Here is a 21,959-nt window from a genome sequence, read left to right on the forward strand (position 1 = left end):
TGCGTCTGCGTCGCCACAATCCGGTCCGTGGCGGCCAGCCGGTCGCGAATCTCGGCGAGCAGCGCGACGGCGCGCTCCTCGGGGGAGACCTCGGGCTCCTTCGCCTTCTCGTCCTCCTCCTGCTTGAGCTTCGCCTTGACGAGCATCGCGTCGGTCATGTCACGGAACTTGTTGATCGGCACGAGGATGAAGAAGTACACGGCCACGGCGATGACGAGGAAGTTAAGCAGCGCGCCCAGGATCGCGCCGAGTGAGACGGTCGCTCCGTTGAACGTGAATGCGAGCAGGCCGCTCATGTCCGGTTTGCCGAACACCATCGCGATGAGCGGATTGATGAGACTGTCCACGATCGCGTTCACCACGGAGGTGACCGCGCTGCCCATGACCACGCCCACCGCCATGTCGATCATGTTGCCGCGTGAGATGAACTTCTTGAACCCGTCGATCATGTCCTTCTCCTTCGTGTCGTTCATAGGATCATCCACGCGATTATCCCGATTTCGGCGGACTTCGGGCAATCGTCCCCGACAATGCTCAACATGGTGATCATCGCAAACGACAGAACAATATCAACAACGTGTTGATTAGTGAAATGTCCGGATCGACGCTCCCCACGCACGTATAGTGGACGATGAAACGAACACGATGACGGGGCATCCGCCGAGGGAAGGAAGACATCATGGCTGATACGGCTGACGACAAGCAAGGCGGCGACGCGACGAATCAGCAGGCACCGGCGGCGACGCAGGCGAGATTGCCGGAACCATATGAGAAGACCACACGCCACGTCATCGACATCGACGGACGCACGCTCCATTACGCGGCGACCGTCGGCACGCTGCACATCGACACGCCCAAGGTGAAGCCGGCGGCAAGCGTCTTCTTCACCGCGTTCGCACTGCTCGGCGACGACGGGGAACCCGACGCCACCCGTCCGGTCACCTACATCTTCAACGGCGGCCCCGGATCTTCCACCACGTTCCTGCTCATGGGGTCGATCGCGCCGAAACGCATCGACGTGCCGGATGCGGCACCGGTACCCGCCGCGCCGTACCGTCTCGAAGACAACCCGTACACGCTGCTGCCGGCCTCCGACCTGGTGTTCATCGACGCTCCCGGCGCCGGATTCTCCGAAATCATCGACAAGGCGAAGCCGGAACTGTGGTCGGTGGACGGCGACGTCGCCGGGTTCAGCGCGTTCATCCGCGCCTATTCGAGCAAATGCCATCGTTGGAACTCGCCGAAGTACGTGCTCGGCGAATCGTACGGCACCACGCGCGGCGCGGCCCTCGCATACCGGCTCCAGCAGGACGGGGTCGCGTTGAACGGGATCACGCTGATCTCCAACATCCTCGACTACGCGTACACACTCGACACGTCCGACCAGTTCTACATCGGCTATTTCCCGACCTACGCATCCGTCGCCGAATATCATGGCCGCGCCGCGACGGAGACGGAATCCGCCGATCATCTGCAGGAGTCGCGCGCGTTCGCGAACGGCCCGTTGCGCCTCGCCCTCGCCGCCGGATCCTCGCTGGACGACTCGGTCAAACGCCGCGTCGCCGAGCGGTACGCCGAACTGACCGGTCTGGACGCGAAATACGTCTACGATTCCGACCTGCGCGTCGTGGACATGCGGTTCCGCAAAGAGCTGCTGCGCAACGAGGGGAAAATCGTCGGCCGTTACGACGGACGCGTGGCCGGCTACGACCTCGATCGAATGAACGACGAGGAGACGTTCGTCGTGGACGACGCGTTCCTCGACCCCGCGTATTCGAGCCTCGCCAACGCGTACCTGCGCGACGAACTCGGCTGGGACCGCACACCCGAACGCGTCGGATTCGCCGACTTCGACTGGAACGCCACCGAACCGGGCAAGGGCTGGACCTGGTGGCACAGGCAGCCGGACATGACCAAATCCTCATGGGGGCAGAACATCCCGTTCCCGAACGTCGTACCCGACCTGGCCGCCGCGATCGCCCACCAGCCCACGCTGAAGGTACTCATCGGCAACGGCGTCTACGACCTGTGCACGCCGTTCGGCCAGACCGAATACGACATCGACCATCTCGGCCTGCCGAAACCGCTGCGCGGCAACGTCGCGTTCACGTACTATCCGGCCGGTCACATGCTGTACTCGTCCAAGCCGAGCCTCGCGAAGTTCGCCGACGATCTGAAACGCTTCTACGCGACCGATGTCGCCGGACTGCAGGCCATCGACGAACGTCCCGCCTTGCCCGCGCCGGACATCCGACTGTAGGGGGCACGGCGTTCATCACCATCGGCGTCGGACCAGCGTCAGCAGACCTTCCACATCCAGTTATGTGAGACATAGGGAAGAGGGAGATGGCACCGTAATCACGGTTCCATCTCCTTTACTTATTCTTTCAGCTGGTGAGGCCTTGTGCGGGTTGTATTCGGATGGCGTTGCGCGCGGGGATGGCCGCGGCGAGGAACGCCGCGATGAGAATGACAGGGAGGAGCACGCCGATCTGCGTCCACGGCAGTCGTGTGGTGAATTGGCCGGTCATGCCGCCGATCTGTGCTTTGACACCGGCGATGCCGAGCGGCAGTCCGACGAGCAGTCCGACAATGGTGCCGATGATGGTCAGGGTCAGCGCTTCGATGGCGATTTCCGTGCGGATGACGCCGCGTCTGGTGCCGAGCGCGCGCAGCATGCTGATCTCGTTGGTTCGTTCGATGACGGACAGCGCGAGCTGGTTGGCGAGCCCGGTCAGGCTGATGATGACGGTGATGGCGAGCATCGCGTAGGAGAGCATGAGCAGCATGTTGAGCACGTTGAGGATGTCGTTGCTTTCGGCGATGCCGCCGCCGACCGTGGCGTTCGGATCGGCCACGGCCAGCCGGTTGACCTGGCCGGCGAGCTTGGCGCGGTCGATGCCGGGTCTGGCTTTGAACCAGATCATGCTTGTCTTCAATGCCGGTTCGATGGTGGCGGCGTGCGGCAGTGCGGCGAGTTGGCCGTCGGTGATGATGATCGCGAGTCTCGGCGATTCGGTGAGCTGCGAGGCGTGTGCCCTGACCGTGACGGGAACACCGGCGACGGTGAGCGTGAGTGTGTCTCCCTCCTTGATGCCGATGGTGCTCATGTAGCGCGGGTGGACGAGCGCGACCGGCACGCCGTTCTCCTCTCTGGCGCGCCACTGGTCGTCCTTGGTGAAGACTGCGGCGGCCTTGTCGGGGATGACGTCGAGTACTTGGGGTGTGGTCTTCGCTCCGTCCGGCGTGTGGTCGATGGCGATGGTGCGTATCGGGTAGGAGCCTCGCGCGTCGGTGATTTCATTGGCATGCTGCAGGACCTTGTCGAAGAGCGCATTGCCGTCCGGCGTGTAGAGGGCGGCGCTGACCGGGTAGCGGTGGTCAAGGTCGGCGTTGATGGTGGCGGTTCCGGTGGCCGCGGCCGAGGAGAGCGCGGCGATTAGGCTGATGCCGAACGCGACCGCGGTGACGGTGCCGCCCGCGCGTCGCGCGTTCGCCGTCAGACTCGATGCGGCCAGTCTGCCCGCCAATCCGCAGACGGATAAGACCGCACCGATGACGGGCATGAGCATCGCGACGAGTCCGGGCAGGGCAAGCACGAGACCGAGCGCCAAAGCAAGACCACCGGCCAACGCGATGGGCATGTGGAACCCGGCCGCACCGACCCATAGCAGCGCGACGCCGGCGATCGCGCACACTGCACCGAACACGATGCACGGAACACTGCCGTTATACGTCTTGCCATCCGCCGTCACATCGTCGTTGCCGTCTCCGGACTGCGCGGCTCCGTCCAATGCCTGGATGGGTGGGATGCGCGTGGCGTGGCGTACGGTCGTCCACGCGGTCAATACCGTGGCCAGAATGGTCAGCAGTAGCGTTCCCGCCAGCAGGAGCGGGTTGGCGGCGAACCCGCCGAACGCCTGACCCATCACCGTCATGGCCGCGTAACCGCCGCCCACGCCGATCAGGGCGCCGATGAACGTGCCGGCTATGGCGGTGATCAGCGCTTCGGACAATACCAGCGACCGGATGTTCGCGCGTCTGGCTCCGATCAGACGCAGCATGGCGATGTCCCGCGTGCGTTGCGCAATCAACGTCCGGTAGGTGCTGGAAATCACCATCATCGCGGCACACAGGGCGATGACGGCGAACACCGCCATAATCACGGTCAATTGCGTGCTGCCGCCGGCCATCATCGCCGACGCCTGACGGATCATCTCCACGCCCGTGACCGCCGTGACACCATCCACCTTGGCCGCCGTCGCAAGACGTTGGGTGACCGAATCGATGTCGGAGGGGTCGTTGAGCTTGACGAACAGCTCACCCGGCGTCATGTCACCGAAGTACGACGGATCGGCGTAGATCGCGTAGTCGGTGCCGGTCATCGGCTTGAACCGCACATCATTGATGCCGCTGACCGTCACCGCATGCTTCGTGCCGTCGGACGATTTCAACGTGACCGTGCCGCCGACCCGCACACCGAGCTTGTCGGCCGTATCCTGCGAGACGACGATCTGGTCGGCGGACCGCGGCCAGTCGCCGGACTCCAGTCCAAACCAGCGCAGGGACGGGTCGCGGGAGACGGAATACACGTTCGCCGTGCCACGCGCATCCGCGCCGTACGCGGTGACCGTGGCCGCATAATACGGGGCCGTCGCCTTCACCTTGCCGTTGACACGCGCCTCGGCAAGCACGTCCTCGGCCCACGAGGTCTTCAATGATTTCACTTCGGCGTCGCCGGGATCGATGATGACGTCCACGGGCTTCAACGGCGCTGCCGTGACCGTGGCCATGCTTGCGGTGGACGTGCCCTGGAACACGACCGTGCCCGCCAGCATCCCCGCCGACAACACCACCGCCAACAGGACGGCGAGCAGCCGGGACGGGGAATGCCTGATTTGTGCCCACACCACCCGGATCATCGCGCACCGTCCTTTCGGGGGACGACATCCGACCACCCTCCGTCGCCTGTGGCGACACCTCCCGCCGGCGGGAGGAAAGAACCAGCGTCCTGTTCGAGCACGCGCACCACGTCGGCGGCCGTCGGATGTGCGATGTCCGCCGCGATTAGTCCGTCACGTACCACGAGCGCCCGGTCGGCGTAGGCGGCGGCGTTCGGATCATGTGTGACCATCACGATCGTCTGCCCGCGCCGCGACGCCATATCCCGCAAAATCACCAGCAACTGGCGCGACGACTTCACATCCAGAGCGCCGGTCGGCTCGTCCGCGAACACCACCGCGGGATTCCCGGCCAGCGCGCGGGCGACCGCCACGCGCTGCCGTTGCCCGCCGCTCATCTCCTGAGGCTTGTGATCAAGCCGATTCTCGATGCCCAGCTCGCGCGCGATCCCGCGTATGGCCTGACGGTCGGGCTGTCTGCCGCGCAGCGTGAACGGCAGCTCGATGTTCTGCTCCGCCGTCAGATACGGCAGCAGGTTGAAATCCTGGAAGATGAACCCGATCCGGTCGCGCCGCAGATCGGACAACGCGTCATCCGACAACGTCGAAATATCCACGCCATCGACAATCACCCGCCCCGAAGTCGGCGTATCCAAACCCGCCAGCAGATGCAATAACGTGGTCTTGCCCGACCCCGACGGGCCCACGATCGCCGTGAACCTGCCCTTCTCGAACCGGGCCGTGATGTCCGCCACCGCGACCGTCTCGGCCACGCCGGAACCGTACGTCTTGCGCACGTCAATCGCCTCGACCGCCGCCGGATGCACGGTCATGCCGCCGTCTGTTCCTGCTATGCCTGTCATGCCAGCTCCTTCCTATGTTCCACGGATGATTCGATCGCCGATGCGCCGAACCTTCCGCTCACACAACCAACTTATGGGGATGGAATCGTGCGGGGTATCATCCGGAAGAACCAATCCGCATCCGACCGGTATCGAAGTATGAATGGACCGGTACCTAGGTATGAGTTCTCTGGAACGAGGAGAGTGGGAATCATCATTGCGAATCATGTCATCGGCCAACTGATACGGGTAACGTCGTTGGTATGAAGGTTCGTGCAGAGGATACGGTCGCCTTGTTCGGCGTGCTGTTGTGCATGCTGTTCGGTGCGGCGGGCATGGGCGATTGGGCATGGGCGAGCGTGGCCGTCGCCTCCATCGTGTTCGTGCGACGGCGGTTCACCGTATTCGCCGTATCGGCGACCGTCGTCCCCGCCGCATATACGACCATCTACGGCTCGTTCACGTTGATCGGCCAGCTCATGGCGGTGGTATCCGTGTTTCTGTGCGGGACAGGTCGGGTGAGGCGTTGCCGGCTGGTCGGCTTGACGTCGTGTCTGTTGCCCGTCGTCGCGCTCGGCCTGCATCTGGCGATCGTTCGTTCCTCGGATTGGACGATGCCCGTGGCAGGACTATTCGCGGGCAGTCTGATGCTGTCCGCATGGCAGGCGGGCCGGCTCAACCGTGCCAAGGATATGCGGCTTGAGGCGGAGAAAGAACGCCGGATCATGGCCGAACGCGACAGCGACATGCGTGCGCGGCTGGCCGTATTGGAGGAACGCATGCGCATCAGCCACGAGATGCACGACATCCTCGCCCACACGCTCACCGGCATCACCGTCCAAGCCGAAAGCGGCAGAACAACCACCGCCGATTCCGCAGCGCGCACAGTGTTCGCGGACATCTCCCAAGCCTCGCGCGAAGCCGTCGCCGATTTGCGGGCCCTACTATCCGACATTACGAGAGAAGACCGTTTGCCGGAACCCACGCTCGACCAGTTCGACGCTCTCATCGCCGGATATCGGAAGCAAGGACTGATCATTGACCTGCATCAGGAGGGCGTGAAGACGTCGTGTCTGCCGACGGGACTGTCCCACGCCGTATACCGTGTGGCCGAGGAATGTCTGACCAACGCGCTGCGCTACGCACAACCTCGCTGCGTCGATCTGTCCCTGACCATCACCGGCGATGCGATTCGACTGCACTGCGAAAACCCGTATGCGTCTCTTTCTTGCGCATCGACGTCACCGAATACCACCAAATGGCGACGGCGCGGACACGGTCTTGACGGCATCCGGTGGAGGTGCGAGCAATATGACGGTCACGCCAGCATCAGCATGACGGGTGGGCTCTGTTCAATCGATGCTGTCTGGCCGCTGTCCCATCAGAGAGAACCGGTGGCGGCGGCATTGAACGAGACGGGCGACGGACACCGTCAAGAAGGACGGCGGCAATGACGGAAAACGCACACCGGATGCAGCCCATTCGCGTGATGCTGGTCGACAACCAGTCGCTGATACTCAGCGGGTTCACGCGCATCATCGACGCACAGCCCGACATGACCGTCATCGCCACGGCCGCGGACGGCGAAACCGCGATACGCACGGCCCGCCAATCCAAACCGGACGTGATCCTCATGGACGTGCGCATGCCCGGACTTGACGGCATCCAAGCTGCACGCATCATCATTCACGATCTGCCGGAAACGCGCGTCATCGGCCTGACTTCATACGACACCGACGCCTACGCCATCGGCATGCTCGATGCCGGAGCCAGCGGATTCCTCCTCAAAAACAGCAGTTCGGAACAGTTCATAGACGCCATACGTGCCGCCGCCTCGGGCAACACCGTCATGGACACCGCCACCATGAACCGTCTCAGCCAACGGCTCGCCACCGGTTCCGTCCAGACGCAGTCGGCGATGACGACATTCGCAGACAACGGTGAGACGCCAGTCGGAAGGAACGACGACGATCTTCCCGATTTCACCAGCCGGGAACATGACATCCTCGCCCGCATCGTCCAAGGCGACTCCAACGAGCAGATCGCCGCGAGCCTGGGCATCAGCGTATCCACCGTCAAAACCCACATCGGCAGCATCCTCAGGAAAACCGGCCAAACCAACCGCGTCCGCCTCATCGTCTGGGCTGCGCGGCACCTTCGTGGAATGTGAAAAAAGAGAACCCCCAGTGCATCACGGCTGAGTCGAAGACCGTCCGGAGAGGCCCATTGGGGGAATTCGTGATGCATGATAGTAAGCCATAGTCCGATAGTCAATGCGGCGGAGGTTCAGGGTTGGGTTCGCTTGTTCACTGTATTGGTTGCTTTTTCTCTGCTCTTCCTCGTACTGATAGTGGAATCTCATCGTTGTTTTCGCATGTCGACTGCGGTGTCTGATATGTCCGATATTGCCGAAATGTCTGATCTGGAGTAGGCTGAGTGTAAGGCTTCAGGAAAGGACTCGCCATGACCACATTCGAGGCAATCCCCATTTCCCAGATCGGCAAAGGATCCGCATACATCACTACGGGCGACGGCAAGGCATACCCGTTGGATGCGGAGGAGCTGCGTCGCGCGTTCGCGGCCATCGTGCACGGCGATTCTGCCGAGATGATCACCACCGGTGAGGCCGCTCAGATTCTCGGCGTATCGGCGAAGACCGTCGCTCGCATACTTGACGCTGGAGAGATTCCGTTCGTGCGCTACGGCGCGAAAGGCAACCGTATGGTTTCCCGAGCGCAGGTCGTCGCCTACCACGACAAGTCGGGATCCCACGGCCATGAGGCATTGGAGACCATGCGCGAGGCCGCTAGCCAAGGTGGATTGGACGACATCGACTACTCGGCCTATCTGGCTCGTTACAGCTGAAACGAGAGGGATTTGAGTTGGTGGTCGCTTTTCTCGATGCGAACATCTTCCCGCACACCTGGCTGACGGATGTGCTGCTCACGTTTGCCGACCATCACTTGTTCGACCCCGAATACTCCGACGACGTGCTTGAAGAAGCCCGCCGGGCGTTCGTCGACGACCTCGGCAAAGATTCTGCTTGGGTCGACCGCTATCTGTCCGCCATCCGCAATGTCAAGCCGTATTATCTTGTCTCTCCCATTCCGGAACTGACCGGTGAGGTCGTGTTGCCGGACGCTGATGATCGGCATGTGGCGGCCGCCGCCTATAACGGCGATGCGGACGTGATTGTCACCTTCAATCTGAAGGACTTCCCCGCGAACCAACTCGCCAAGATCGGATTATCCGCCCGCCACCCCGACGAGTTTCTGATCGGCGTCGCCGAGGCGTATCCCGAACGCGCGGTCAAGGCCATGACCGAACTGGTCGCATCGAAAAAGCATCCGCCGCGCACCATGCAGGAAGAACTGGAACGGCTCGAACATTCCGGCATGCCGGGATTCGCCCGTATCATGCGCAGGTTGATGAGTGGGCAACCCGCTTAATTCAGGATTCGACTTCTATGTCACATGCCAACGCTTCGTTCCGCCATGAATGGGATTGTATTGTTGTGCATCTACCGTGTTGTCCGTGGACTTGAAGACAAATCCGATGAACAGTGTTTCGACCAAGACTTTCCATGCTCTCTGGCTCGATGCGCTCGTGACGGGCGTTATGCTGTTGTGTGATTTGCCGTTCGTGTTGCCGTGGTTTTCTTTTGGTGTTCCGTTGAAGGGTGTTGTCGGGTTGGTGTGCGCGGTTGGGATGTGCGCACCGTGGTTGGCGAGACGGCGTTTCCCGCTGGGGTCGTTTTTGGTCTCGTTGGGATTCGCTATCGTTCAAGTGCTGTTTGTTTCGCTTCCGGTTCCCGGTTCGGATGTGCCCTTCAATATGTTCGATGGTGTGGTGACGCCGTTGCCGTCATCGGTGATGGTGGTGTTCGGCGTGTATAACGTGGCGAGTCGTAGTCGCTGGCTGCAGGCGTTGATCGCCGCGTTGCTGGCGCTTGGCTTCGTGGGGGTCGTGGCGGCGTGGCAGGTGCGTGCCGGCTGGGTGTCACGCGATGCGGTGATGCTGGCGGTGATCCTGGTCGGCTGGGTGTGGGGTTGGGGTCTGCTGGTCGGTTCCTTGCGCGAACGCAATCGGCGGTTGGAACGTGAGCGGGATATGCGTGTGCGGCTGGCTGTCATCGGAGAGCGTACGCGCATTGCACGTGAGATTCATGATGCGGTCTCGCATTCGTTGGTGTCGATGACGGTGATGGCGGAAGCCGCAGGTCGTCTGGTCGATTCGGACCCTGCGAAGGCCGGGAAGGTGATGAGCATGGTGAGCGGTACGGGGCGGGCGGCCACGGCCGACATTCGCCGGGTGCTGACCGTGCTGCGCGACGACGATACGAGTGCCGACGATTCGACTCAGCCGAGTCTTGTGAATCTGGATGCTCTCGTCGCCCGGACCCGCGCGGGTGGCGTCGATGTGGAATTGACGGTGCGCGGCGAACGTCGCACTCTGCCTACCGGATTGGATGCCGCGGCGTATCGCATCGTGCAGGAGTCGTTGACGAACGCGGTCAAGCATGGCGGCCCGTCGTTGACCCGCATCGAGGTGACGTCGGATTACGGCGGGGATGCCCTGACCATCCATGTGGATGACGACGGCGCCGGGCCGAAGTCGCATCATGACGGCGGTTTCACCGATGGCGGTCGAGGTCTGATCGGCATGCGGGAACGGGTTGATGCCTATGACGGCACGCTGCGGTTCGGACCGGGCCCTCGGGGCGGGTTCGAGGTGGTCGCCGTGCTGCCGTTCGACGATGCGCATGACGGGGAGATGAAGTGATGGCGATTCGCGTATTGATTGTTGATGACCAGCCGATGTTCCGCATGGGATTGCAGCTGCTGTTGGAGACCGTCGATGGCATTGACGTGGCCGGTGAGTCCGAGGACGGCGGTGCGGCGTTGGCGTTTCTGGGATCCATGCCGGTGGATGTGGTGTTGATGGACGTGCGCATGCCCGTGATGGACGGTGTGGAGGCGACCCGGCGAATCCGCGCGGAATTCAAGGACGACGCGCCTCGTGTGCTGATGCTGACCACGTTCGCGTTGGACGAGTATGTGATCGACGCGCTGGAGGCCGGGGCATCGGGATTCCTGCTCAAGGACGCACCATTGGACGAGCTCGTCTCGGCGATACGGCACGTCGAGGCCGGTGACGCGGTCGTTCCCCACGCATGACCGCGCGTCTGCTGGGGCATTTCCTTTCGAACGGGAGCACGAAGGACAATGCCGGCAACAGGGACGTCACGGGTGCGGTGGCGGCGTTCGACCTGACCGACCGGGAGGCGGAGGTGTTTCGTCTGATCGGCTTGGGATTGTCGAACGGGCAGATCGCCGACCGTCTGCGTATCGCCGAGAACACGGTGCGCGTGCATGTGCGGCATGTGCTGGACAAGACCGGCTCATGCAACCGTGTCCAGGCCGCGGTGTTGGCCTACCGCATCGGCCTTGTCTCCGCCGACGACCGGTGATGGCGACTCGACTAGTCCGAAACGACTAGCGGCACCGGACGCGAATAGTCCATCCGGCCAATGGCGGGGGCGGCGGATCCCGGGAATCATGGATGCCATGAGCAACCAACGACAATCCCGGCAAGGGTATCCATCCGACGCGATGGTGTCCACCCATCATCTGACGAAGCGCTACGGCGATCGCACGGTCGTCGACGATCTGAACCTGCTCGTGCCGCGCGGCAGTGTGTACGGGTTCCTCGGCCCGAACGGTTCGGGCAAATCCACCACGATGAAGATGCTCCTGTCCTTGGTCCAACCCACCGGAGGCGACATCATCATCGACAGGCGGCCCATGAACCGCAGGACCCGGGGCGAGCAGTTGACGCATATCGGCTCGCTGATTGAATCGCCTCCCGGATACGGGCACCTGACCGGCGAGGAGAACATGCGCATCGTCCAACGCCTGCTCTCGCTGAGCGACCGTCAGATCGACGCGGCCGTGCACGCGGTGCGCATGGAAAGCCAGATGGACAAGCTCGTACGCAACTACTCGCTGGGCATGAAGCAACGCCTCGGCATCGCCATGGCACTCGCACGCTCGCCGCAACTGCTGATACTGGACGAGCCGACCAACGGGCTGGATCCGGCAGGCATCGAGGAGATCCGTGAACTGCTCGCCCGCCTGCGCGATCAGGGCGTCACGGTGATCGTATCAAGCCACCTGCTCGGCGAGATCGACAGGACCTGCGACACACTCGGCATCCTGTCACGAGGGCGTCTCCTGTTCCAAGGCACGCGCTCCCAACTGTTCTCCAAGGCCACACCCGACCTGCTCGTCGAAACCGACGACCCGGCGAAGGCGAAGGCCCTGCTGGAATCACGCGGCTACACCGGACTCGCCCTCGAAGACCGGGCACTGGCCGTACCGGGCGTCGGCTCTCACGACACGACTGCCGATATCATCGCATGGTTCGTGAGCCAGGGCCTACGCATCTTCATGGTGCGCCGCCGCGAACAAAGCCTGGAGGACATCTTCATGCGTTTGACGGGAGCGGGAAGCCTATGAGACACGCAACCCCGGGTGCGGCCACGCCCGATGCCGACACCGCGGCCCCGCAGTCCAGGAACGAAGGCATGCTGCGCCGGGCCATCATGATGGGCTCCGCCGCCAGCCGCATCGGCACCTCGTTCCCGGTCGATCCCGTCACGCCCGCCACCATGTGCATCAGCATCGGCACATCCATCGGCCTGACCCTCATCATCATCGCCATCGCCTCCCTCATACTGGAGAAACGAGACATCTATGTCTAACGGCATGGGCCTTCGCCTTTACCTCAGGATTTACGGTGACGAAAAAACTACAACCCTCCGGCCTTGTACCAGCTGACGGCAATCTGAGTGCGATCCCTGAGCCCGAGGGTCGTAAGGATGCGGCTGACTGCGCGTTTGACCGAATTGGATTCGATGACGAGTCTTCCGGCGATCTCCTCATTGCTGAGTCCTTCGGCAATGAGTGAGCAAATCTCACGTTGACGCGGGGTGAGCATGTCGAATGACGCGCGCAATTCCTGTTGCCGTCGGTCTCCCGTGGGATGGGGGAGGCCTCGTTCCAGCACCTGTCTGGTGATACGTGGGGTGAGGATCGCATCGCCGCTGGCGATGGAGCGAATCGCTTCCACCAGTGCGCGTTTGGTGACGTCCTTCAGTAGGAATCCGCTGGCTCCTGCGTCGAGTCCGCCGAAAGCATAGTCGTCTTCGTCGTAGGTGGTGAGGATGAGGATTCTGATGGTGGGCCAGTGCTTGGTGATGTGTCGGGTTGCTTCGATGCCGTCCATGCCGGGCATGCGCACGTCCATGAGAATCACGTCGGGCAATGGCCGGTGATCGGCATCCAACTGGTTGAGCGTGTCGATGGCGGCTTGCCCGTTCTCCGCCGACTTGATGACGGTGATGCCGGTCACGTCGTCGAGCATGAGCTGGAAGCCGAGTCGTGCCAGTCTCTGGTCGTCCACGAGCATCACACGGATCATGGTCAGATCTGCCTTTCAGTCTGCCGTTCCCCGGTCGGGGGAATGACCGCTTTGACCTGCCAGTCGGTGCCATCTATTGGCCCATAGGCGAATACACCGCCGGTGTCTTGCACACGCCGTGACAGTCTGGCCAGTCCGGTGCCGTTATCGGACGTGGCGGTTGGCGTCGCGCCGTCGGCTCCGTCGTTGCTGACGGTGACGGTGACCCCATTCCGAGGCTGGTGGTTCCATGAGACGTTGAGATGCGTGACGTGCCTGCCATGTCGGATGGCGTTGGTGATGGCCTCTCGGGTCACGTCGAAACAGAGATTCGCCTGCGATCCGTCGTCGGCGCGGATGCCGGTTTCGGTGAATACGGTAATGATGCCGAGCGTGCGGGCGTGTGCGAGGATCGGGCGGATGTCGTCCCACGAACGCATGCTCCGGGAGCCCGGTTCGGAGGAATCCTCGTTTTCGGCGGTCGTGTCGGTTTCGGTCAGTGCGCGCACGGCCTTGCGTGTGTCCTCCAGGCTTTCCCGTGCGATCTCGTTGATGCCTTTCAGAGCCTCCTCCACGCGCGGGTCGCCGGTCTTGCCGGTCAATCCTTCGGATAAAGCGATGATCGCGGTCAACCCGTGCCCCACGCTGTCGTGCAGCTGGCCGGCGATGCGCGAACGATGCACCGCGGCGTCACGCTGCTTGATGGCGGTCTGCGCGCGCCGATGTTCCAAGCCGGCGGCGGCCGTGGCGTTCCTGGCTTGGGCCATGCCGCGGCGCGCCAGGGCGATCGCGCCGGCGAGGGCGAGCAGGAGGATGCGGCCGGGCCATTCGCCGAGGAACCGGCTGGCGGGCCATGACATGAACGTCGCCAAGGTCACGGCCAACGTCGTCGCGAGGGACCCGATGTACATGCGGCGTTCCCCGGCCGTGCGCATGAACGCGTAGAATGCCACGACCAGCTGGACCAGCAGGATCGAGTCCGCATGCCAGAAGGACAGCGTCAAGGTCAGGATGAGCTGCGACGCCAACGTGGCGGACGGGGCACGGTAGCGGAACACCAATGTCAGACATGACAGGCACAGGGCTAGCAACAGCATCACGAATCCGCCGGTCTGCTTGGCGAGCGTGTACATCGGGTCCAACGGGGCGCCGATCATGCGCTCCCACGTGAGCATCGCGCCCTCGACCGCGAGCACACATAATGGCATGGCTATGGCAGTGACCCTGCCGACATTCACCGTTTGCCGTTCCATATGATCCACTGTGCCACCTCGTCGGGTCATCGGCATGTTCACTGGGCGAGACAGTCCGCGCCGGGCATCAGGCAGCCGAGCATCGTGACCGAACCGGTGAACAACACAGTGAATACGATGATGATGGCCAGCCATACGAACGGCGAGAACAGCGCCCCGATCCATGCGACGACACGGCCGCCATGCTCCCATCCGTGCCCGTCGCGGCCGATGATCCACGCAATCAGCACGCCGGGCAGAGACAGGAACAGGCCGAGCAGCAGGAAGCCGATAACCGAATCGTTGTGTTGGTGTGATTGCATGTCAACGGCTCCTGATCGCGTCTGCCACGCTACGACGCAGCGCGGGGCGAATCTGCATGTACTGGATGAGGAACAACGCCAGCCAGCAGGCCGCTCCCGCGCCGATCACACCGACCCACGGGATCTCGGCCACCGGAACGCCGACGAGCGTGATGGAGCGTGTGGCGAGCACGAGCGAGCTGACGACCACCGGGATGAGCGCGAGGACGACCGCGCCGGCGGCCAGTTGCAGGCTCTGCCACAGGATCATGCGCGTCACCCGGCGCGGCGACATGCCGATGCTGCGCAGCAGCGCCTGGTCGGCAACCATGCCACGGTTCGACAACGTGATGACGGCCAGGCTCGTGGTCAGGGACACGATGCACAGCATCGCGATCATCAGCAGCGAGTCCGTGTAGTTCAGGCTCGTCGGATGGCCGCCCAGGGCCAGTATCCGCCCGTAGGACCGCGCGCAGGTCAGCAGGGTCGCGGACAATCCCAGGGCCAGTGCGAGCGGGGCGATGGTGTTCATGCTGGACACGGTCTTCGCCTTGGCGGCGCGGGCCGCGAGCACGCCGGTCGCCGACCCGCACAGGCGGCATATGACGCGTCCCGCGTCCAGCAGGATCGGGACCAGCACGCCGGCGAGGACGTACATGCCGAACGACGCGATGATCCCGGCCCATAATGCGCCGTTGAACGTCTGGCCGGCCTCCTGGCCGAACGCTTGGGCGCGCGGCATGCCCATGCCGGAGAACGCCAATACCAATGCCACCGCCATGACGGTCAATCCGAGCGCCCAACGCGCCCAATACCGCCATCCACGCCGCCCGACCGGTACGTCCTTGCCGCGGATCGCCTCGATGGGACGGACCTTCGCCGCGCGTATCGAGGGCACGAACGCGCCCAGCATGCACGTGGCCACGCCCAACAGCAGCGAGCCGAGCCATGCCGTCGCGGACGGTGTGAACGCGGGAGGGACGAACGAGCCGAGCCCGCCGGCGAAGCTCTCTGCGGCCATCGCGTCGAACTCGGGGACCGCGAGCAGGCTGGCCGGCATCGCGATCAGCGAGCCGATCAGCGAGCCAGTGAGGCTCGCCACGCCCACGAGCATCCACATGCCCGCGCGCACCTGGCTCGGGCTGGCGCCCATGAGACGCCATTGCGCGAACGTGCCGCGGATGCGGTCAACCGTGGCCGAACCGACCACCGTCAGCGAGAAGAACGCAAGCAACGCCACCACGACATAGATCGTGACCGACACCATGGTGAACTCGGCCGGATCCAAACCCGCCAGCCGGGCGGCCGACGCGAATGACGGCGACGAGGTCCACACGAACTGGTTCATGCACACGCCCACCAGCGTGGTCACCACCGCGACCACCATGATCGTGGGCACCCAACCCGCGAGATTGTCACGGAACACGCGAAGCACATACCTATCCACGGCGAGCCTCCTGACCGTGCTGCGGCATGGCAGGCTCGAACGTGCGGCGCATGCCCTCGACGATCTGCCCGGCGGTCAGCCTGCCTGCCACGTGGGTGATCCCGCCGTCGCGCAGGAAGACCACGCGATCGGCTAGGGCGGCGGCGTCCGTGTCATGTGTGACCATGACCACGCTGGAACCCGAACCCGCCAGCTCGCGCAGCACCTGCAGCACGAGCCCGCTGTTCGCGGTGTCGAGCGCGCCGGTGGGCTCGTCGGCGAACACCACCGACGGACGCAAGAGCAGGGCCCGGCACAGGGCCACGCGCTGCTGCTCTCCACCGGACAGGGCGCTCACCACGGTCCTCGCCCTCCGGCGCAGGCCGAACCGGGACAGCAGCTGCGTGACATGCACGTAGTCGGCCTTGCGATGGGCGAGCGAGAGCGGCAGCATCACGTTCTCCTCGACCGTCAGATACGGCACGAGGTTGTACTGCTGGAACACGAAACCGATATGCCCGCGGATGAACCGCGAACGACGTTCCTCGTCCAACGCGTAGATGTCGGTGCCGCCGATGACGACCCGGCCCGAGTCGGGCCTGTCCAAACCTGACAACACGTACAACAGAGAGGTCTTGCCCGCTCCCGAAGGCCCGACGATCGCCGTCAACCCGGCACCGGGAATATCCAACGAGACATCGTTGAGAATCACACTCGGACTGGAACCATCAGCGGAAACCACACGCTTGACCAGCCCACGCGCCTGAACCGGCATCGACTTGACCGGTCGAAGACCGTCATCTCGTTGCCAATGGCTTGTTGCAATGGGAGTATTCGGATTTTGGATTGCCACGACAGCCTCTTTCCATAAAGGTTGATCACGTCGTTTCCGACGTATGACTCATACCTTCATGGAAAAGAACACGGAAGTCGAGAGACAAACAAAATCTGTCATCTTAGGGTGACAAACCCCACCGATGACACTCCCGAAAAAAGAGAACCCCCAGTGCATCACGGCTCAGTCGAAGACCGTCCGGAGAGGCCCTTTGGGGGATTTCATGGAATATGATAATGATTCAGGGTTAAGTAAAGAAACGTGGGTCTTAAATCCGGGGTGAGGCTTACTGTGGGTTCGCGTGTCGTGGTGCGATTAACGGTTCGGGTGTTGATCCGGCCGGGTGCTTGACTTTTCGGGTTGACTTGTTCCATCTGCAGAGACGAATCGGCGAGAGCGAGGAAGTGCCCGGTGTGCGGCGGACCGATGGGCAGAAGGTACTCACGAAGGCCGGGCACGTCGATGGAGGTACGACGCGTGTCGGCTGAGCTTTGCTATGAATCGGGAGGATGCGCTCGTCTGGAGGAGTCTCGCTCGTTCATCGCGTGAGTCACGGGCGAGGAATCCATGGACGAGACGGTTTCGACGTCAGGAGGGGTTTGGGTACCATTCTCAGGGACCCCGGCCAAACCAACCGTGTACGCCTCATCGTCTGGGCCGCACGGCATTTTCGGGGAGTGTGAGTCTTCCCTTATGGGCATACGTAAAATGCTTATTCAAGCCAAAGTCTTTCGATAGGCATGCAATGCGTCAATGACTGGCGGAAAATCAAACATGACCGTGTCATACAACACATCCCAGTCAACTTCGCCGTATTCATGAACGATGACATTGCGTAGACCGCGTAGCTCTTTCCATGGAACGTTCTTTACCGCATCAAGCACGGACTCCGAAAGCCGGGCGGCGCATTCCTGCGCCTGTTCGATTTCCTTTGCCGCCGAATTGCGGTCTCTACGGCTCAAGGCTAATTCTTCGGCCTGATTGAATCGGGACACATCCTCATGCGCATATTCAAGATGCTCGATCAATTCGTCCGGCAGGAGCGCATCACGTTCTCGATTATGCTCACATGATCCTTGTCAAATCGTTTTTGATGGCGTCATAGAATCGTTTCCCCGACGCAGTGTGCTGCGCGTTGAACAGTAATGTGCGCATGGACAGCAGTGATACCGGAGCGCCGAGAGCGGATTCCAAATCATCCTTGAGCGACAGAATCGTTCCCGCCGTGGCCCGTTGCCCTTCGTTCAGCCGATAGACGAGATCGACATCGGAAAGAGCGCTGTTGTCCCCGCGAGCAACGGAACCATAGACATACATCTCTCCCACCCCATGGTTCGGGGCGGTTTTCCGTGCGGCGTCTCGCACTTGGCCCAGGGAAAGAACACTCATATCCCTTATGATACATAGTTCCTAATCGTATTGGGAGCCTCGCGTATCACCGCCTTGAGCAGCAGCCATGCGCTTATCGCGGCGACGGTGACGCCGACCGGAATCACATAACCGGCGAATCTCGCCCCCTGCAGTGCCCATGTGGTCGGTATGACGGCGTACAGCATCGGCGCGTCCTCGAATATGCCGGAGCTCACCGTAAGCCCGGCGACGATGAAGAAGGCGACGACGTTCCAGGCGACGAGGGGACTGGCCCAGAGTCGCAGGGCGAAGCATGCAAGGGAAAGAACGACGGCGGCGAACGCAAGCATCACAACGGTATGCGGTGAGAGAGGCCGCTCATTGACGGCAAATCCGATGGCGAATCCATACAGCAAAGTCAGGCAGACGTTGACCACGACGCCGAGCGACAGCGACTCCAAGGTAAAGCGAAGCAGAAGCCGATCGTGGATGCTGAAGGAACGATACGAAGAGGGCACCCTCGCATGGGAGAAGACGAGACCGGCCGTGGCTATGGGAAGCGCCATCACCATCGCCGACTGCACCACCGCGCCCGTGTTCCCGTAACGGAAGAAAAGCAGCGGGAGAAAAAGCACGGCCATGAAGGCGAGCGTCGACCAGCGAATCAGCGACACGCGCTCGATACGGATCAGGGATTTCATTTCTTATCCGCTCCTTTGCAACGGAACCAGCTCAACAGGACATAGGCGACCATGAGCGCCACAATCGGGACGACGACCATCACGGGGCCGATAGGCGATCGGCTCGCCGTTTCCGCCGGCGACATCACGGTGCCGTTCAGGTTCAACCCGACGGTTCGCAGGGCGTTCGCGACGTAGGGCGTCGCATAATCGGGAAGGTCTCCCGGCAGAAGAACCCAGACATAGCAAAGGACGCCCGAGACGATTCCGGCGATTTTGGGATCGGTGATGATCTCGATGATCGAGTAGATCAGGGAAGTCGCAAGGCTCTGCAGCACGACGAAGCACAGGACGGTGGCCAGATGCGGGTGCATTCCGGTACCCGTCAGGATCATGATGGCGTCGAAGCACAAGACGCTCAGCAGGTTCACGGCGGTCAGGATCAGAGCCCGGAACATGGCCCTGAGCGAGCACGGCGTCCACGCGCAATACACGTGGCGGGGCAGGCCCCCATGGTGCGCTTTCGCGACCCTGTCATCGCATGCGAAGAGCAACGTGAGACAAATCAGCGGCTGGGTGCCGGTGAAATAGATGCAATATCCTCCGGTTATCGGGGTTCCGTTCGCCGCGCCTGAGATCCACGCGCCCAGCAGAAGGGACGCTACCACACCGAACGCCGCGGCGAGGAAATACCATGCATTCCAGTAATAGGCGACCAACGCGCGAATGGGAGAAATGGCGCTCACGACTCATGCCTCCCGTAATACAGATTCGCGAGGTTCACCCCGGTCAGATTCGCGACCTGCACGGCCCGGCCATGTCGGATCATGATGCATTCGTCCGGGACTCCCTGGATCTCATGGAGCAGATGCGTTGAGATGACGACGCAGTTCCCCTTATCCCGATAGGCGCGAAGCGTTTCGGACAAGGAGGCGATGCCATCGGGGTCCAAGCCGTTCTGCGGCTCGTCAAGGAACAGGAATCTCGGATGCGGTACGAGGGAGAGGCACAGCTCCAGACGCTCCTTCATGCCCGTCGAATAGTCTTTCGCCTTCCGCCCATGCGCCGCGCGGTCGATGCCGACAGCGTCCAACGCCGTCTCCGGATTCACGTCCAGACCCCAGAACGCGGAGGCCACCTCGACGTTTCGTCTGCCGCTCAGATAGGGGAAGAAACTGGGGTGGTCTATCGCCGCGGACATCTCGTTGATATTCGTCCCAGTGTACGTGACGTTCCCGCTCACGGGCTTGATTCGTCCGAGCAGCGTCTTCATCAGCGTGGTCTTGCCCGCGCCGTTCGCCCCGAGCAGGCAGATGATCCTGCCCGTACGTAATTGCAGGTTGATGTCGCTGACGATCGGGGAGTTCCTGTATCCGATTGAGAGATTCGTCGCCGATATAGCTGGCATGATCCACCTTCCATGAGAAGCGTCCCCGGAGGTCAAGGCCAAGGCTGTCTTGTCTCCACGGGCCGCGCGTCACACGACGCTGCCGACTGTTTGCATCCATGGTCTTCCCGGCCACGCGGGATTTCCATCGGTCACAAGGATGAATACGCATCTCATCCTTGAGGATGAGGTTCCGTGTCCGTTGGAGATAAGCGGGAACGCGATGCGGTTCGGTGAGGTGGGAGACACATGGATTGACGATTCGGCGAGGCGCGTCAATCCGCGGTAGGCTGGAAATCATCCGCTCGGCATCCAAGGAAGGAGCGCAATGATCGAGATACAGGGGCTCACCAAATCATTCGGAGGGGCACGCGGCGGAGGGGCTCGCGGTATGCAGGCAGGGCGCGGTGGAACGGTACCCGGCTCGGCTGCCCGGCGTGGTGCGGCAGGCGGCGCGCGCAAAGCCATCGACCACGTCACCTTCACCGCCGAAGACGGCAAAGTCACCGGATTCCTTGGGCCGAATGGAGCCGGAAAATCCACCACAATGCGCGCCGCTCTCGGCCTGATTCGCCCCGACGAAGGCAGTGCGCTCATCGACGGACGGCCCATCGAACGCATCGAGGCGCCGATGAGAGTCGTCGGAGCCGTACTCGACGCCAAATCGGCCCATCCCGGACGATCCGCCTACGCGCACCTGCGTGCGCTCGCTCTCACCAACGGCATCGGTCGCAAACGCGTCGATGAGATCATCGACATGACTGGACTCGCCGCGGTGAGGCAACGTCCCGCCGGGCAGTTCTCGCTTGGCATGAGTCAGCGTCTGTCCATCGCGGCGGCGCTCCTCGGCGACCCTCACAATCTCGTCCTCGATGAACCCGTCAACGGTCTCGATCCCGAAGGCGTCAAATGGGTGCGCGAACTGTGCCGGTACTACGCTTCACAGGGGCGGGCCGTGCTGCTCAGCTCCCATCTCATGAGCGAAGTGGCCCTCACGGCCGACGATCTCGTCATCATCGGACAGGGGCGCATCCTCGAAACCACCACCGTGAACGCGTTCGTCGCCGAACATTCGCGGCATTCGATTCGCGTCGTCACCCCGGATCCGGCCAAGCTGTACGCCATCTTCGCGCATGCGGCCGGTGTGAGCGTGATGCCTGCGGCGCGTGCCGCAGGCGACCCGGAGGAAGGGCAGGCGTTCCGCATCGTCGGCGCCGACCTCAAAGCCACGGCCGACGTGTTCGCACGCGCCGGACTCGTCATCTACCAGTTCCTCGAGGAGCGCGCCTCGCTCGAGGAGGCGTACATGGCGTTGACGCATACCGCGGTCGAATACGCGTCGACGGTACCGGACGGGAGAAACGTCGCCATAGAGAATCGTCCGCAAGGGAATATGCCGAACCGTCCGCAGGAGGTGACGCGATGAGCAGGGGAGCGCACGCGTCGAAAGGACGCGGACGGCCGGGGACACGGTCGGACAGGCGAACCGTCGGACAGGCGGGACGGGACGGTGCGCGCCTCGCTCGCGCATCCACGCGGACCG

General features: G+C 62.6%; 23 protein-coding genes and 1 pseudogene. 11 read left to right on the top strand and 13 right to left on the bottom strand.

The window, feature by feature from the left end:
- Nucleotides 1-32: 32 nt before the first annotated feature.
- Nucleotides 33-449 (bottom strand): annotated as a pseudogene (gene mscL, locus AC1AYX_RS00345) (large conductance mechanosensitive channel protein MscL); the annotation flags it as partial.
- Between the two features lie 230 nt (nucleotides 450-679).
- Here mscL and AC1AYX_RS00350 point away from each other — a divergent pair.
- On the top strand, nucleotides 680-2,260 hold the full coding sequence (locus tag AC1AYX_RS00350) for a S10 family peptidase (RefSeq protein WP_476501636.1): 1,581 nt from the start codon (nucleotides 680-682) through the stop codon (nucleotides 2,258-2,260).
- A gap of 127 nt (nucleotides 2,261-2,387) precedes the next feature.
- On the opposite strand, the gene AC1AYX_RS00355 is transcribed toward AC1AYX_RS00350, so the two are convergent.
- Together AC1AYX_RS00355 and AC1AYX_RS00360 are read right to left on the bottom strand one after the other, a co-directional pair.
- Nucleotides 2,388-4,922: an FtsX-like permease family protein gene (locus AC1AYX_RS00355; RefSeq protein WP_476501637.1), complete on the bottom strand. Its 2,535-nt coding sequence runs from the start codon at nucleotides 4,920-4,922 to the stop codon at nucleotides 2,388-2,390.
- Complete coding sequence (locus AC1AYX_RS00360; protein ID WP_476501638.1) at nucleotides 4,919-5,764, bottom strand: ABC transporter ATP-binding protein; 846 nt, start codon at nucleotides 5,762-5,764, stop codon at nucleotides 4,919-4,921. Before AC1AYX_RS00360 ends, AC1AYX_RS00355 begins: the two co-directional genes overlap by 4 nt.
- Nucleotides 5,765-6,006: 242 nt before the next feature.
- Here AC1AYX_RS00360 and AC1AYX_RS00365 point away from each other — a divergent pair, with 242 nt between their 5' ends.
- The 9 genes from AC1AYX_RS00365 (at nucleotide 6,007) to AC1AYX_RS00405 (ending at nucleotide 12,506) form a co-directional block, all read left to right on the top strand.
- On the top strand, nucleotides 6,007-7,197 hold the full coding sequence (locus AC1AYX_RS00365) for a sensor histidine kinase (RefSeq protein WP_476501639.1): 1,191 nt from the start codon (nucleotides 6,007-6,009) through the stop codon (nucleotides 7,195-7,197).
- 35 nt (nucleotides 7,198-7,232) lie between these two features.
- Nucleotides 7,233-7,913 (top strand): response regulator, encoded by a 681-nt coding sequence (locus AC1AYX_RS00370; protein WP_476502014.1) that lies wholly within the window; start codon nucleotides 7,233-7,235, stop codon nucleotides 7,911-7,913.
- Nucleotides 7,914-8,206: 293 nt separating this feature from the next.
- Nucleotides 8,207-8,608, top strand: a complete 402-nt coding sequence (locus AC1AYX_RS00375) for a helix-turn-helix domain-containing protein (protein ID WP_476501640.1) — start codon at nucleotides 8,207-8,209, stop codon at nucleotides 8,606-8,608.
- A 20-nt stretch (nucleotides 8,609-8,628) separates the two neighbouring features.
- Complete coding sequence (locus AC1AYX_RS00380) at nucleotides 8,629-9,192, top strand: VapC50 family PIN domain-containing toxin (protein ID WP_476501641.1); 564 nt, start codon at nucleotides 8,629-8,631, stop codon at nucleotides 9,190-9,192.
- Between the two features lie 106 nt (nucleotides 9,193-9,298).
- Complete coding sequence (locus AC1AYX_RS00385; protein WP_476501642.1) at nucleotides 9,299-10,525, top strand: sensor histidine kinase; 1,227 nt, start codon at nucleotides 9,299-9,301, stop codon at nucleotides 10,523-10,525.
- Nucleotides 10,525-10,920: a response regulator gene (locus AC1AYX_RS00390; RefSeq protein ID WP_476502015.1), complete on the top strand. Its 396-nt coding sequence runs from the start codon at nucleotides 10,525-10,527 to the stop codon at nucleotides 10,918-10,920. The genes AC1AYX_RS00385 and AC1AYX_RS00390 overlap by 1 nt, the downstream gene beginning before the upstream one ends.
- Nucleotides 10,917-11,213 carry a helix-turn-helix domain-containing protein gene (locus AC1AYX_RS00395; RefSeq protein WP_476501643.1) on the top strand — a complete coding sequence of 99 codons (297 nt, stop codon included), beginning with the start codon at nucleotides 10,917-10,919 and terminating at the stop codon, nucleotides 11,211-11,213. The genes AC1AYX_RS00390 and AC1AYX_RS00395 overlap by 4 nt, the downstream gene beginning before the upstream one ends.
- A gap of 97 nt (nucleotides 11,214-11,310) precedes the next feature.
- A complete protein-coding gene (locus tag AC1AYX_RS00400; RefSeq protein WP_051922874.1) occupies nucleotides 11,311-12,261 on the top strand; it encodes an ABC transporter ATP-binding protein in 951 nt (316 codons plus the stop codon).
- Nucleotides 12,258-12,506: a hypothetical protein gene (locus AC1AYX_RS00405; RefSeq protein WP_476501644.1), complete on the top strand. Its 249-nt coding sequence runs from the start codon at nucleotides 12,258-12,260 to the stop codon at nucleotides 12,504-12,506. Before AC1AYX_RS00400 ends, AC1AYX_RS00405 begins: the two co-directional genes overlap by 4 nt.
- A gap of 47 nt (nucleotides 12,507-12,553) precedes the next feature.
- Here the strand turns inward: AC1AYX_RS00405 and AC1AYX_RS00410 are convergent, their stop codons facing one another.
- From AC1AYX_RS00410 to AC1AYX_RS00455, 10 genes are all read right to left on the bottom strand, one after another.
- A complete protein-coding gene (locus tag AC1AYX_RS00410; RefSeq protein ID WP_476501645.1) occupies nucleotides 12,554-13,225 on the bottom strand; it encodes a response regulator transcription factor in 672 nt (223 codons plus the stop codon).
- Nucleotides 13,226-13,227: 2 nt separating this feature from the next.
- Nucleotides 13,228-14,457 (bottom strand): sensor histidine kinase, encoded by a 1,230-nt coding sequence (locus AC1AYX_RS00415; RefSeq protein ID WP_476501646.1) that lies wholly within the window; start codon nucleotides 14,455-14,457, stop codon nucleotides 13,228-13,230.
- 38 nt (nucleotides 14,458-14,495) lie between these two features.
- Complete coding sequence (locus AC1AYX_RS00420) at nucleotides 14,496-14,759, bottom strand: hypothetical protein (RefSeq protein ID WP_476501647.1); 264 nt, start codon at nucleotides 14,757-14,759, stop codon at nucleotides 14,496-14,498.
- 1 nt (nucleotide 14,760) lies between these two features.
- Entirely contained in the window at nucleotides 14,761-16,164 is a 1,404-nt protein-coding gene (locus AC1AYX_RS00425; protein WP_476501648.1) for an FtsX-like permease family protein, read from the bottom strand.
- A 13-nt stretch (nucleotides 16,165-16,177) separates the two neighbouring features.
- A complete protein-coding gene (locus AC1AYX_RS00430; protein WP_476502016.1) occupies nucleotides 16,178-16,939 on the bottom strand; it encodes an ABC transporter ATP-binding protein in 762 nt (253 codons plus the stop codon).
- A 776-nt stretch (nucleotides 16,940-17,715) separates the two neighbouring features.
- Nucleotides 17,716-18,027, bottom strand: coding sequence for a HepT-like ribonuclease domain-containing protein (locus tag AC1AYX_RS00435; RefSeq protein WP_476501649.1), 312 nt, complete (start codon nucleotides 18,025-18,027; stop codon nucleotides 17,716-17,718).
- 37 nt (nucleotides 18,028-18,064) lie between these two features.
- On the bottom strand, nucleotides 18,065-18,388 hold the full coding sequence (locus AC1AYX_RS00440; protein WP_476501650.1) for a nucleotidyltransferase family protein: 324 nt from the start codon (nucleotides 18,386-18,388) through the stop codon (nucleotides 18,065-18,067).
- A gap of 5 nt (nucleotides 18,389-18,393) precedes the next feature.
- Nucleotides 18,394-19,050, bottom strand: a complete 657-nt coding sequence (locus tag AC1AYX_RS00445; protein ID WP_476501651.1) for a cytochrome C oxidase subunit IV — start codon at nucleotides 19,048-19,050, stop codon at nucleotides 18,394-18,396.
- Nucleotides 19,047-19,775 carry a hypothetical protein gene (locus tag AC1AYX_RS00450; RefSeq protein ID WP_476501652.1) on the bottom strand — a complete coding sequence of 243 codons (729 nt, stop codon included), beginning with the start codon at nucleotides 19,773-19,775 and terminating at the stop codon, nucleotides 19,047-19,049. The genes AC1AYX_RS00445 and AC1AYX_RS00450 overlap by 4 nt, the downstream gene beginning before the upstream one ends.
- Nucleotides 19,772-20,437 carry an ABC transporter ATP-binding protein gene (locus tag AC1AYX_RS00455; protein ID WP_476501653.1) on the bottom strand — a complete coding sequence of 222 codons (666 nt, stop codon included), beginning with the start codon at nucleotides 20,435-20,437 and terminating at the stop codon, nucleotides 19,772-19,774. The genes AC1AYX_RS00450 and AC1AYX_RS00455 overlap by 4 nt, the downstream gene beginning before the upstream one ends.
- A 370-nt stretch (nucleotides 20,438-20,807) precedes the next feature.
- On the opposite strand from AC1AYX_RS00455, the gene AC1AYX_RS00460 reads away from it, so the two are divergent.
- Nucleotides 20,808-21,842: an ATP-binding cassette domain-containing protein gene (locus tag AC1AYX_RS00460; protein ID WP_476501654.1), complete on the top strand. Its 1,035-nt coding sequence runs from the start codon at nucleotides 20,808-20,810 to the stop codon at nucleotides 21,840-21,842.
- Nucleotides 21,843-21,959: the final 117 nt, after the last annotated feature.

The sequence above is a fragment of the Bifidobacterium sp. LH_419 genome (assembly GCF_056356955.1).

Bases quoted from the DNA above. Each gene is read 5' to 3' on its own strand.
- AC1AYX_RS00350 (WP_476501636.1), top strand. From the start codon at position 680: ATGGCTGATACGGCTGACGACAAGCAAGGCGGCGACGCGACGAATCAG.
- AC1AYX_RS00355 (WP_476501637.1), bottom strand. From the start codon at position 4,922: ATGATCCGGGTGGTGTGGGCACAAATCAGGCATTCCCCGTCCCGGCTG.
- AC1AYX_RS00360 (WP_476501638.1), bottom strand. From the start codon at position 5,764: ATGACAGGCATAGCAGGAACAGACGGCGGCATGACCGTGCATCCGGCG.
- AC1AYX_RS00365 (WP_476501639.1), top strand. From the start codon at position 6,007: ATGAAGGTTCGTGCAGAGGATACGGTCGCCTTGTTCGGCGTGCTGTTG.
- AC1AYX_RS00370 (WP_476502014.1), top strand. From the start codon at position 7,233: ATGCTGGTCGACAACCAGTCGCTGATACTCAGCGGGTTCACGCGCATC.
- AC1AYX_RS00375 (WP_476501640.1), top strand. From the start codon at position 8,207: ATGACCACATTCGAGGCAATCCCCATTTCCCAGATCGGCAAAGGATCC.
- AC1AYX_RS00385 (WP_476501642.1), top strand. From the start codon at position 9,299: ATGAACAGTGTTTCGACCAAGACTTTCCATGCTCTCTGGCTCGATGCG.
- AC1AYX_RS00390 (WP_476502015.1), top strand. From the start codon at position 10,525: ATGGCGATTCGCGTATTGATTGTTGATGACCAGCCGATGTTCCGCATG.
- AC1AYX_RS00395 (WP_476501643.1), top strand. From the start codon at position 10,917: ATGACCGCGCGTCTGCTGGGGCATTTCCTTTCGAACGGGAGCACGAAG.
- AC1AYX_RS00400 (WP_051922874.1), top strand. From the start codon at position 11,311: ATGAGCAACCAACGACAATCCCGGCAAGGGTATCCATCCGACGCGATG.
- AC1AYX_RS00405 (WP_476501644.1), top strand. From the start codon at position 12,258: ATGAGACACGCAACCCCGGGTGCGGCCACGCCCGATGCCGACACCGCG.
- AC1AYX_RS00410 (WP_476501645.1), bottom strand. From the start codon at position 13,225: ATGATCCGTGTGATGCTCGTGGACGACCAGAGACTGGCACGACTCGGC.
- AC1AYX_RS00415 (WP_476501646.1), bottom strand. From the start codon at position 14,457: ATGGAACGGCAAACGGTGAATGTCGGCAGGGTCACTGCCATAGCCATG.
- AC1AYX_RS00420 (WP_476501647.1), bottom strand. From the start codon at position 14,759: ATGCAATCACACCAACACAACGATTCGGTTATCGGCTTCCTGCTGCTC.
- AC1AYX_RS00430 (WP_476502016.1), bottom strand. From the start codon at position 16,939: ATGCCGGTTCAGGCGCGTGGGCTGGTCAAGCGTGTGGTTTCCGCTGAT.
- AC1AYX_RS00440 (WP_476501650.1), bottom strand. From the start codon at position 18,388: ATGAGTGTTCTTTCCCTGGGCCAAGTGCGAGACGCCGCACGGAAAACC.
- AC1AYX_RS00445 (WP_476501651.1), bottom strand. From the start codon at position 19,050: ATGAAATCCCTGATCCGTATCGAGCGCGTGTCGCTGATTCGCTGGTCG.
- AC1AYX_RS00455 (WP_476501653.1), bottom strand. From the start codon at position 20,437: ATGCCAGCTATATCGGCGACGAATCTCTCAATCGGATACAGGAACTCC.
- AC1AYX_RS00460 (WP_476501654.1), top strand. From the start codon at position 20,808: ATGCAGGCAGGGCGCGGTGGAACGGTACCCGGCTCGGCTGCCCGGCGT.